Origin of the sequence: Edaphocola aurantiacus, assembly GCF_019797745.1 — a bacterium.
In the GTDB taxonomy this organism is placed as follows: Bacteria; Bacteroidota; Bacteroidia; order Chitinophagales; family Chitinophagaceae; genus Edaphocola; species Edaphocola aurantiacus.
Genome location: NZ_VOSI01000003.1, coordinates 537,250 through 549,124, shown reverse-complemented (window position 1 = coordinate 549,124; position 11,875 = coordinate 537,250). Strand labels below are relative to the sequence as shown.

The window sequence follows — 11,875 nt, the reverse complement described above, 5'->3', positions numbered from 1 at the left end:
AAGCATTGATATAATATGAAATTATTTGACGTTTACCCGATCAATCCGATACATATTGCCAGGGCACAAGGCTCCTATGTATGGGACAATCACGGACAGCAGTACCTGGACATGTATGGCGGTCATGCTGTGATCAGCATAGGACATACACATCCTCACTGGACACAGTCTATTACCGAACAACTGAACCAGATTGCTTTTTACTCCAATTCTGTACAGATTCCTTTGCAGCAGCAACTGGCTGACAAACTAGGTCAGGTATCCGGCAAAACCGATTATCAGCTGTTTCTCTGCAACAGTGGTGCAGAAGCAAATGAAAATGCCCTGAAGCTGGCATCATTCCATACCAATCGTAAAAAAATCGTAGCCTTCAGCAAAGCATTTCACGGGCGCACCTCACTGGCGGTAAGTGCTACCGACAATAAGCAATATATAGCCCCGGTCAATGAAACGGATAATGTGATCTTTCTCCCGTTTAATGATGAGGCAGAGCTCAAAGCACTGTTTGAGTTTGAAGGAGAGCAGATTGCTGCGGTGATTATTGAAGGGATACAGGGCGTAGGCGGCATCAATATTGCCACACCTTCTTTTCTGCAACTGATCCGTAGTCTTTGCGATCAGTACGGTTCGGTATATATTGCCGATAGCGTACAATGCGGCTATGGCCGTTCCGGTAAGTTCTTCAGCCATGACCATGCCGGGGTAGATGCAGATATCTATACTATGGCCAAGGGCATGGGTAATGGCTTCCCTGTAGCCGGCATCATTATAGCACCGCATATAGCACCAAAGTATTTTATGCTGGGCACCACCTTCGGTGGCAACCACCTGGCCTGTGCTGCGGCTCTGGCTGTGCTGGATGTAATCGATCAGGAACAACTGATAGATAATGCCCGTGAAACAGGGGAGTACCTGATGAATGCCCTGCGTCAGATAGCGCCATTGCAGCATGTACGCGGCCATGGACTGATGATTGGTTTTGATGTACCCGAAAGTATCGCTTCCTTAAAGAAACACTTACTGGAGCAATACCACATTTTTACCGGCGAAGCAAAGCCTAATGTGATCCGTTTACTGCCCAGTCTGGCATTGAACCGTGCAGAGGCAGATGCGTTCCTGACCGCGATACAACAAGCGATCAAAGATTTACAACCTTCTTAAAATTACCGTACAAATGAAATACTTTACTTCCGTAAATGATATTAGCCGGAACCAGATTCCCCCTTCTGCAGCAATCGATCAGCTGATTAATGAAGCGTTACAATACAAACAAGATCCTTTCAGGCATCAGCACCTGGGCCGCAACCGACGCATCGGGATGATCTTCCTGAATCCCAGTCTGCGCACTCGTTTGAGCACACAGGTAGCTGCGGAACAATTAGGCATGCAGGCCATTGTATTTAATGCCGGCAGTGAAGGCTGGACCTGGGAATTTGAAGAAGGCACTATCATGAACGGCAGTACAGTGGAACATATTAAGGATGCTGCACCTGTACTGAGCCAGTATTTCGACATCCTGGCCATACGTACTTTCCCCGGATTAAAAGACCGGGAAAGTGATTATGCAGAAGCCTATCTGCAGCAATTTATCCGGTACACAACTGTTCCGGTCATCAGCCTGGAGAGCGCAACATTACACCCCCTGCAATCCCTGACTGATCTGATGACGATCCGCGAACAACAACTATCTTCAACACCCAAAGTAGTATTGTGCTGGGCACCGCATGTAAAACCATTACCACAATGTGTGGCCAATAGTTTTGCGCAGTGGATGAGCGCATGGGACCAGGCCAATTTCGTGATTGCCCATCCTGAAGGGATGGACCTTGATCCGAAATACACTACCGGTGCACACATCAGCCATGACCGTATAGAAGCCATCCGGGATGCAGACATCATCTATATCAAAAACTGGAGCAGTTATAAGGACTATGGTACCATGGCCGCGCCGCAAGACAACTGGATGCTACAGGATCAGGACCTGCAATATGCTCCGCATGCGAAGGTGATGCACTGCCTGCCGGTACGCCGGAATGTAGAATTAAGTGATGCTATACTGGACGGCCCTAACAGCCTGGTGACCCAGCAGGCGGGCAATAGAGTATGGGCTGCACAGGCCGTTATCGCACAAATATTACAGCAATATGCATAAGATAAATATTATTAAGATTGGCGGAAGTATCATTGACGATCATCAGAAACTGGAATTATTTCTGCAGCAATTTGCCCAGCTGCCCGGAAAAAAAATACTCGTACACGGCGGCGGTAAACTCGCCACCAGAATGGCTGAACAGATGGGCATACAGCAGGAAATGGTGGAGGGACGCAGGATTACAGATGAGGAGACCCTTAGAGTGGTGACCATGGTTTATGCGGGCTATATCAATAAAAATATTGTGGCCCAGCTGAAAGCTAAAGACTGTAAAGCAGTCGGGATCTGCGGTGCCGATGCCGACATCATCCGGGCACATAAACGCGATGCACTGATCGATTACGGATATGTGGGCGATATAGACACCGTGCGGATCAAGGCTATGAAACGATTACTCAAGACTGTAGATACTATTGTTATTGCGCCCATCACACATGATGGTGCAGGACAATTGCTGAATACAAATGCCGACACCATTGCACAGGAGGTGGCTAAGGCATTGAGTAATGATTATAAAACCCAGCTGATCTTTTCTTTTGAAAAGGCAGGTGTGTTGCTGGATATAGCAGATGACACTTCTGTCATTACCTTGCTGAAACCAAAAATGTACAAGCAACTCAAAAAAGAGGACCGCATATTTGCCGGCATGATACCAAAACTGGACAATGCCTTTGCAGCCCTCAAAGCTGGTGTACACCGCGTATATATAGGACAGGCAGAGCATTTACCGGATTTACTGGAAGGCCGTTGCGGCACAAAAATTGAGATATGACAGGCGCTCCTACACAGCTGATGAATGATGCGCTGCAACTGTTACAGTATCTGATTGTCATTCCTTCTTTCAGCAAGGAAGAGCAGCAAACCGCAGCCTGTATAATGCATTGGTTACAGGCCAAAGGCATTGAAACGAAACAAGCCGGAAACAATATTTATGCCCGGAATCTTCATTTCGATGAGCGTAAGCCGGTGATCCTGCTTAACTCGCATCATGATACAGTAAAACCTAATCCAGGCTATACACGCGATCCTTTTCAAGCGGTAATTAACGACGGATGCTTATACGGATTGGGAAGTAATGATGCAGGAGCAAGCCTGGTATGTCTCATCAGTATTTTTACCGCTTACTATGACAGAACGGATCTTCCTTTCAACCTGGTACTTGCTGCTACAGCAGAGGAGGAGATTAGCGGGAGCGGGGGTATTGAATTACTATTGCAGGATACAGCATTCCGGGAATACACGGCATATAGCCAGTCCTGGTCTGCTATTGTGGGCGAACCAACCTTGATGCAGTTAGCAGTTGCAGAACGCGGATTGCTGGTTATAGATGCTTATACCGAAGGTGTTGCAGGACATGCTGCAACACAGGAAGGTGTCAATGCGCTGTATCAGGCAATGGATGATATAAATACTCTGAGGGTATATCAGTTTGACAGAGTCAGTCCCTTTCTGGGCCCGGTACAGGTTAGTGTAACCAGTATTGAAACCAGCAATAAGCAACACAATGTTGTTCCGGCCGATTGCCGGTTTACAATTGATGTCCGGGTTAATGAACTGTATAGCCTGGAGGAAGTATTGCACATCCTCCAGAAGCAGGTCAGGAGCCGTTTACAGGTACGCAGCCTGAGGCTCAGGGCAACCTCCATTGCAGAACAACACCCGCTGGTGCAGGCTGGCATGCGCTCTGGTGCTATGCCCTATGGCTCTCCGACTACCAGCGACAAAGCATTGATGCCTTTTCCTGCACTAAAGATGGGACCGGGTGATAGTGCCAGAAGTCATATGGCGGATGAATTTATTTTTATTGATGATCTACAAAAAGGCATTGATGGATATCATGCACTTTTACAAAATATAATTGCTTATGAATAAGCTTTGGCAAAAAGAACAAACCGATGTATCGGAGGCCGTAGAACGGTTTACGGTGGGACGGGATAATGAATTCGACCTGTTACTCGCCGCTTATGATGTACAGGGTTCTATTGCGCATGTACACATGCTGGGTGAGGTCGGGCTGATGAGTCCCGAACAGGCCGCTGCTGCAATTGAGGGATTACAACGTATTGCCCAAACCATTGCTGCCGGTGATTTTTCTATAAGACCCGGTGTTGAGGATATTCACTCTCAGGTAGAATTATTGCTGACAGAAATGATCGGGGATATTGGTAAAATGATCCACAGCGGGCGTAGCCGTAACGACCAGGTGGCTGTAGACATCAAATTATACCTTAAAGATGCCTGCCTGGACCTTAAAAACAATGTAGCAGACCTGTTTACAAGCCTTATACAGCAAAGTGAGGAGTATAAAGATGTGCTGATCCCCGGTTATACGCATTTACAGGTAGCCATGCCTTCCTCTATAGGATTATGGCTGGGTGCATATGCAGAAAGCCTTACCGATGACCTGGCACTGCTGGCCACTGCATATGATTTGTGTAACAAAAACCCATTGGGTAGCGGGGCAGGGTACGGCTCATCTTTCCCCTTAGACCGAAAACGCACTACAGCGTTACTGGGCTTTGAAAACCTGCACTGGAACAGTATTTATGCGCAGATGAGCCGTGGCAAAACAGAGAAGACGCTGGCTTTTGCCTTATCAGGTATTGCGGCAACATTAAGCAGATTGGCTATGGATTGCTGCCTGTATATGGGACAGAATTTCGGGTTCATTTCCTTCCCGGATCAACTGACTACCGGGAGCAGCATTATGCCGCATAAAAAGAATCCTGATGTGCTGGAACTCATACGGGGTAAGTGTAATCGTATACAATCTATCCCTAATGAGCTGAGCCTGTTACTGGCAAATCTGCCCAGCGGCTACCACAGGGAGTTACAGCTGACCAAAGAGATTATTTTCCCAGCCATCAATGAACTGAATAACTGCATTCAGATGATGAAACTAATGCTGGATGCGATAACAGTACGACAAGATATACTGGAGGCTGAAATGTATACTTATATCTTCAGTGTAGAAGCGGTCAATGAACTGGTAGGGCAGGGTATACCATTCCGGGATGCGTACCGGCAAGTGGGCAATGATATTGCCGCTGGTACTTTTAAACCATTAAGAAGCATACAACACAGCCATGAAGGCAGTATTGGCAATCTCTGTAATGATGAGATCAAAAAGATAATGGAACAGACCTGTAAACGGTTTGTCTAGTATATGAAATAAAAAAGCGCCATAAGAAATAACTTATGGCGCTTTTTATTATGCTTCTTTAGATCTCAGATCTGGTTTTTTCTTTCTTTTTTTAGCCATTGCAGGAGCCTGGGATTTAGGCTTACGGTCTCCACCACCAGCTTCTGTCTGGTGTTTACGGCCATTCCTGACTGGCTTTTCAGGGGCTTTCTTTTCCATGTTCTTCATCGGATAGTTATGGTCCTCAACAACCGGAATTTTCATTCCGATTATTTTCTGGATATCCTTAACGTAATCCATCTCGTCAATATCACAGAAAGAGATTGCTACGCCATCAGCGCCGGCACGACCACCGCGTCCGATACGGTGTACATAAGACTCCGGTATGTTCGGGATCTCGTAGTTAATAACGTATTTCAACAGGTCGATATCAATACCACGGGCAGCGATATCGGTTGCTATCAGTACTTTGATGGATTTATCCTTAAAACGGGAGAGGGCCTGCTGTCTTGCATTCTGCGATTTATTACCATGTATGGCCATCGCCGTAATATTTCGTTTATGCAGGATTTTAACGAGCTTATCGGCTCCGTGTTTGGTACGGGTAAATACCAGCACGCTGTCATCAATTTCGTTCAGTAACAGATCGGCCAGCAATTGGTACTTACTGGAACGATCAACATAATACAAACTTTGTTTGATCGTTTCTGCAGTAGTCGATTCCGGTGTAACAGAAACCTTAACAGGATTGGTCAGGATTGTATCTGCCAGTTCCTGGATCACCTTAGGCATAGTCGCCGAGAAGAATAAGGTTTGTCTTTTAGCCGGAAGCAGTTTAATCACTTTGCGTACATCATGGATAAAACCCATGTCCAGCATACGATCGGCTTCATCCAGTACGAAAATTTCGATATCTGCAAGTGAAATGATCTTTTGCTGAATCAGGTCGAGTAAACGACCCGGAGTAGCAATAAGGATATCTATGCCTTTCTGCAACTGATGTACCTGCGGTACCTGGCTTACACCACCAAAAATAACAGTATGTTTTAAATGCAGGAATTCACCATATTCAGCAAAGCTCTCATCGATCTGTATAGCCAGTTCGCGGGTTGGAGTCAGAATAAGTGATTTGATGCGTGGTCTTTGTCTTGAAGGCCCTTTGGCATCCAGTACCTGTAAAATAGGAATAGCAAATGCTGCTGTCTTCCCGGTACCGGTCTGTGCACAGCCTAATAGATCTTTATGATTGAGTACATGAGGTATAGCCTGTTCTTGAATGGGGGTAGGTTGCTGATAGCCCAGCTTGTCTAATGCCAATAAGATGGGTTTTATCAGGTGTAAAGATTGAAATGTTTGATTCATAAAAAATAAACGGGGCATACTGCCCCGACTTGCAAAGGTCCGTTATTTATATCAAAGATTATGTTAGAATTATATTGTTAACCTAAAAACGATGATCGCTCCTGCCAGAATAGAAGCCCAGCCTCCATTCCCGCAGATCGCACCGTACTTTCATCAGGCTTTGGAATGAGGAAAAAGTTTCTTCACACTGAAGTAAAAACCAATACTGGCTATTAATAGGAGAATACCCGTCCCGATCCATAAACGTTCAAAACCGTATATACTGGCTATTTTAGAGCCCAGCAAAGGGGATATGATAAAAGCAATGGCTACAGAAATACCATTCATGCCCATATAGCTGCCTTTGTTGAACTTACCGGCACGTGCAGCGGTAATGGTAGACATAAAGGGCAGGATAAGTATCTCTCCCAGGCTGAGGAAGGTTATGGATACAAAAAGCCATAACATATGATGAGAGAAACCTAATATACTGTAGGAAATGGCACACAATATAGTACCGATTACCATTGTATGGGTAATGGTCCATCTGCGTTCGGCAATATGTACCAGCAGCATTTCAAACAATACAACCACAATACCACTGTAACCCAGTAATATACCGATCATTCCCTGGTCTAGTTTTACCGCATCTTTATAGAACAAGGGTAGGGTATTGAGCAACTGGAAAAAACAGATGGAGAAAACAGAACACAACAAACAAAACGCGACAAAACGCATATCCCTGTACGGAGAGCGCTCCTTTGCCGGTTTTACATCCTGCACAACAACCGTTTCTTTCTGTGCGATAAACCGTGCATGTCTCTTTCTGAAAAAGTATATATAGGCAAAGCCCGCAACCAATGCTGCGGCTGCATTAGAGAAGAACAGGAAATTGTAAGATATGGCAGATAATAATCCTCCAAGTGCAGGGCCTATAGAGAAGCCCAAATTCACGGCCATACGGTTCAGCGAAAATGCCCGGGTAATATTTTCCGGACGGGCATACTTTGCGATCGCAACAGAATTGGCAGGACGAAAGACCTCACTGGTGATGCTTTGAATCAATACCATTACGGCCAGGGATGCCGGTGTATGAAACAGTGGCAACAGGCAGAACATAGGAACGCTGGCAAACAGGCTGAATGACTGCACTTTAAACTCTCCGATGCGGTCAGTGATATAACCACCTAACCAGGAACCCACAACAGAACCGATACCAAAGAAACTCAATACCATACCAGAATCGGCAAGACTGAATTTCAGGTGATCTACCATATACACCCCCAGGAAAGGCAATACCATAGAGCCAGCCCTGTTGAGCAGCATTACAATGGATAGCATCCAGGATTCTGTAGAAAGTCCTTTAAATGAGTCGGTATAGATTCTGAAGAGTCGTTGCACAATGATTAGATAGTTTGCAAAAGTAAAGTATACAGGTTTGCCCGGGAAGCGTTTAGAAAAGTTTACCACAACATAACCTGATATAAAACAGCAGAGAGGCTTCTTATGGAAGCCTCTCTGTTTAAAGATCAATATATTATCCGGAATTATTTCACCACGTTACCCGTGATCTTTAATTCCACCGGCACTCTGCTGGCATTGGATTTGATATAGATAGATTTATTGATTGGTCCTACGCGATTTGCCGTATTGTATTTGACGGTAATTTTGCCGGTTTTACCAGGCAGGATCGGCGCTTTAGGCCAATCCGGGGTAGTGCAACCGCAAGAAGACTCCGCCGTTTGAATTAATATCGGCTGATCTCCGGTATTCGTAAATTCGAATACGTGCACGGCATCAGGTCCTTCTTTAACGGATCCAAAATCAAAAGTATTATTGGACTCCTTAAATTTGAATGCAGGACCACTTTGCGCGAAAGTCACAACGGAGAACGTAAGTACCAGTATTAATAAAGAGAGTGTCTTTTTCATTTTCATAAAATTAAAGCGTAAAAAAAGCAATATTAGTTAGCTTTCATTACTGATTTTGTCTCTGGAGCAGAAGTAGCTGGTTTTGGAGTTACGCTACCAGTGATCTGCAGTACTTTAGTACCTAAATTAGAGGTTACAGTAATGCTCTTATTGATCGGACCAGGACGACCCGGAGTAGAATATGCTACACGGATAGTACCTTTTTTACCTGGTTTTACAGGCTCTTTAGACCAAGAAGGGCTTGTACAGCCACAAGATGCAGTAACTGATTGTAAGATAATCGGTTCTTTGCTTTTGTTTACAAATTCGAAGTCAAATTCAGCCTTATCACCTTCTTTAACGGTACCGAAATCATGAACTTCTTGTTTGAACTTCATTCCATCAGCCGGATTTGCAGCAGTAGTTGCTTCTTTTGCTTTTAAAGACTTTCTGTTTTCCTGAGCAAAGGCAGCAGTAGTACCCATTAATAATAATACTGCTAAAGACATCAACGGTTTTTTCATTTTTTATTAAAATTTATCAGTTTGAAAGAAATGTTTGCTTGTCAAAGTTAATACTACAAGACATAGTATAAAAGACAATTCGGGTTAATTGCCAGTTAAAAACATATGTATAACTTAACTAATCCCGAATTGCAAGATGTGCATTTAATTAAATTCTATTGGGGCAGCTGTATTTGCTTTTCTTTCCTGCTGCACAACCCTGAACCAATGTTCCGGCAAATAACACAGCAAATACAACAACAATAATGCGAAGGTATTTTTTCATTGAAATAAATTATTTTATATGATTATTTTTTAGACTATATACAACAAAGTTAGTAAAATTTGAATATCTTCCAATAATTAATTTTTTGAATATTTTAACTAATCAGAATCAATGCTTTACTAAAATTCCATTTCCTTCACATCTGCAGCAATCTCTAATCTCCCTTCGGTCTTAGCCTTAATATCTTCTATAGTTACACCAGGGGCATATTCTTTCAGTAAGAAACCATTTTCTGTAATCTCGAAAAAGCCCAGGTCAGTAACTACACGCTTTACACATTTCAAACCAGTAATCGGTAAGCTACACTGTTTCAGCAATTTAGAATTGCCCTCTTTATCAGTGTGCATCATGGCTACAATAATGTTTTTGGCTGAAGCAACCAGATCCATAGCACCACCCATGCCTTTCACCATTTTACCCGGTACTTTCCAGTTTGCAATATCGCCCTGGTCAGAAACCTCCATAGCACCCAGAACAGTAAGATCTACTTTACCGGCACGGATCATTCCGAAACTTAATGCGCTGTCAAAATAGCTACCGCCCTGACGCAGGGTTACGGTTTGTTTACCGGCATTGATCAGGTCCGCATCCACTTCTTCTTCGGTAGGAAAAGGTCCGATACCCAGCATACCATTTTCACTCTGCAATACGATCTCGATATCGTCCGGCACGTTATTGGCCACCAGGGTAGGCACCCCGATACCCAGGTTTACGTACATGCCGTCTTTCAGTTCTCTGGCAATACGTTTTGCAATTTGATCTCTGTTTAAGCCCATGATTGATGGTTGTATTTTATGATACGCAAATGTATATATTTTTTTGAGGATGCCAAGAAGAAATTAGTATGAAAATGAAGCGGTAAAGTTCACTCTTTCTCTTGCTTTGGTCACCACTTTCCAGTTGCCTTTATAACTGATAAATGAAGGCAGTAATTCTTTACCGATCTGCCTCAAATCTACATGCATAACTACATCAAAATCATAACCCAAAGCATCATAAGAAAGGGAGTAGTCACGGGAGATGATAGAGTAATCTGAAGGACGGAACCAGGTTACGAACCGGTTGATCACAACTTTTTTTGCATATTCCGGCTTGGGTATGGCTTCAAAACAATAGGCTTCCTCGCCGTTCTTCTGCTGTGCCGTAAGCTTAAAATCATACATCTTAGCCACTTCAGGGTCAAAAATCCCTACTTTATTACCGATAAACGGTAACCCTGGGATGCTGCTGCCCGGGTTAAACATAAGCATTTTCAGTTGCACCTTACTCTTCTCTATACGGTTCTTGCCGGATAATTCACGGTCCAAAGAACCTCTTACAATGTTATTATCATTACAGACTGTGCCTTTGGTAAAGAACAAACCAGCAAACAGCTCTGCGGTAAAATAATTATACCCTCCTTTACGGTCGTAGAAGTCACCGGTAGCGGTTTCTTCAAGTACCCTCATTGTGCGGCAACCATCACGGAATATCTGTTTGGTTTCACTATTCAGTGTAGCCTGCACGCCTCCCTTCTTATTATATGCTGCAATATTATTCTCTGCATTATACGTGCGCAGGCGCATGGTTTTAAATGCCTTATAAAAAGTAGTATCTTCTTTAATGGCCTGTATAAATTCCGGCACATTAAATCCTCTCTGCCGGGCAGAAACGATTACTTCATCCAGGGATATAGGCATATAAAACAGAGAAGTATCCACTGTTTGTGCTGCAGCACGGCCGCTCCAGAGCATTAATACTGCCATTAAGAAAGCAAAAGTGTTATTTCTGTTCATGATGTAGCGTTAAAATAGCGGTAGCAAATATCATATCTTCCGGTGTGGTGATTTTTATATTTGTTTTTTCTCCTTCCACCAGGAAGACCTGTTGACCATATGCCTCAACAACAGAGGCTTCATCTGTAAAACTATCCTGGTAAGCTTGTTCGAATGCAGGAAGCAAAATGGAGCCTTTAAAGGTCTGTGGTGTCTGAATAGCCCGCAGTTGTTCCCTGTTCACCCCTTTAGAGCCGGTTTCTGTCACTTCACGGATGCTGTCACTGACAGCAACCGCAGGAATAGCAGAGCCATGCATTTCCGCAGCCATAAAGCATCGTTGAATCAAAGCAGAAGAGAGGAGCGGACGCACTCCGTCATGCACAAATATAATATCATCTGTACCAGCTTCCCGCAAGCCATTGCGTACACTCTCGTAACGGGTATTACCTCCGGTTATGATTGTTACATCTATACCTCCGGCAAACTGCTGCAGGATCATATTGGCATAACTGATATGGTCTTCAGGCAGCACCAGTACGATACGTATACCTGGAATGGCCTGCTGAAACGCAGCAACGGTATGGTATAGCACGGGCTTATCCTGTAATGGTAAAAACTGTTTAGGTATTGCAGTCTGCATCCTAAGGCCTTTGCCTCCGGCTACGATTACGGCAATGCAGTTTGTATTTTCGGAGTTCATGGAATCGTTAGTGGTCTTTGATATCAGCTGCAAAGGTAATCAGAACAGACATTTGCCCCTAATATTTACTATTTTCGCAGGAAC

At 44.1% G+C, this 11,875-nt stretch carries 12 protein-coding genes; 5 read left to right on the top strand and 7 right to left on the bottom strand.

Annotated features, from left to right (window positions below; genetic code table 11):
- Positions 1-15 precede the first annotated feature (15 nt).
- From FTD44_RS11090 to argH, 5 genes are read left to right on the top strand one after another with little or no spacing between them, the layout of a single operon-like run.
- The gene (locus FTD44_RS11090; RefSeq protein ID WP_222166504.1) at positions 16-1,161 is read left to right on the top strand and encodes an aspartate aminotransferase family protein; all 1,146 of its coding nucleotides are present in this window, start codon (positions 16-18) and stop codon (positions 1,159-1,161) included.
- Positions 1,162-1,174: 13 nt separating this feature from the next.
- Positions 1,175-2,152 (top strand): Rossmann-fold NAD(P)-binding domain-containing protein, encoded by a 978-nt coding sequence (locus FTD44_RS11085; protein ID WP_222166503.1) that lies wholly within the window; start codon positions 1,175-1,177, stop codon positions 2,150-2,152.
- On the top strand, positions 2,145-2,924 hold the full coding sequence (gene argB, locus FTD44_RS11080; protein WP_222166502.1) for an acetylglutamate kinase: 780 nt from the start codon (positions 2,145-2,147) through the stop codon (positions 2,922-2,924). The genes FTD44_RS11085 and argB overlap by 8 nt, the downstream gene beginning before the upstream one ends.
- A complete protein-coding gene (locus FTD44_RS11075; RefSeq protein ID WP_222166501.1) occupies positions 2,921-4,024 on the top strand; it encodes a M20/M25/M40 family metallo-hydrolase in 1,104 nt (367 codons plus the stop codon). Before argB ends, FTD44_RS11075 begins: the two co-directional genes overlap by 4 nt.
- A complete protein-coding gene (gene argH, locus FTD44_RS11070) occupies positions 4,017-5,315 on the top strand; it encodes an argininosuccinate lyase (protein ID WP_222166500.1) in 1,299 nt (432 codons plus the stop codon). The genes FTD44_RS11075 and argH overlap by 8 nt, the downstream gene beginning before the upstream one ends.
- A gap of 48 nt (positions 5,316-5,363) precedes the next feature.
- Here the strand turns inward: argH and FTD44_RS11065 are convergent, their stop codons facing one another.
- The 7 genes from FTD44_RS11065 to FTD44_RS11035 form a co-directional block, all read right to left on the bottom strand.
- Positions 5,364-6,611: a DEAD/DEAH box helicase gene (locus FTD44_RS11065; protein ID WP_246625408.1), complete on the bottom strand. Its 1,248-nt coding sequence runs from the start codon at positions 6,609-6,611 to the stop codon at positions 5,364-5,366.
- Between the two features lie 198 nt (positions 6,612-6,809).
- On the bottom strand, positions 6,810-8,105 hold the full coding sequence (locus tag FTD44_RS11060; protein WP_222166498.1) for an MDR family MFS transporter: 1,296 nt from the start codon (positions 8,103-8,105) through the stop codon (positions 6,810-6,812).
- Positions 8,106-8,182: 77 nt separating this feature from the next.
- Entirely contained in the window at positions 8,183-8,566 is a 384-nt protein-coding gene (locus FTD44_RS11055) for a DUF1573 domain-containing protein (RefSeq protein WP_246625407.1), read from the bottom strand.
- Between the two features lie 32 nt (positions 8,567-8,598).
- A complete protein-coding gene (locus FTD44_RS11050) occupies positions 8,599-9,069 on the bottom strand; it encodes a DUF1573 domain-containing protein (RefSeq protein ID WP_129021402.1) in 471 nt (156 codons plus the stop codon).
- Between the two features lie 384 nt (positions 9,070-9,453).
- Positions 9,454-10,110 (bottom strand): CoA transferase subunit B, encoded by a 657-nt coding sequence (locus FTD44_RS11045; protein ID WP_129021403.1) that lies wholly within the window; start codon positions 10,108-10,110, stop codon positions 9,454-9,456.
- Positions 10,111-10,173: 63 nt separating this feature from the next.
- Positions 10,174-11,109 carry a hypothetical protein gene (locus FTD44_RS11040; protein WP_222166496.1) on the bottom strand — a complete coding sequence of 312 codons (936 nt, stop codon included), beginning with the start codon at positions 11,107-11,109 and terminating at the stop codon, positions 10,174-10,176.
- Entirely contained in the window at positions 11,096-11,791 is a 696-nt protein-coding gene (locus FTD44_RS11035) for a 2-C-methyl-D-erythritol 4-phosphate cytidylyltransferase (protein WP_222166495.1), read from the bottom strand. Before FTD44_RS11035 ends, FTD44_RS11040 begins: the two co-directional genes overlap by 14 nt.
- Positions 11,792-11,875: the final 84 nt, after the last annotated feature.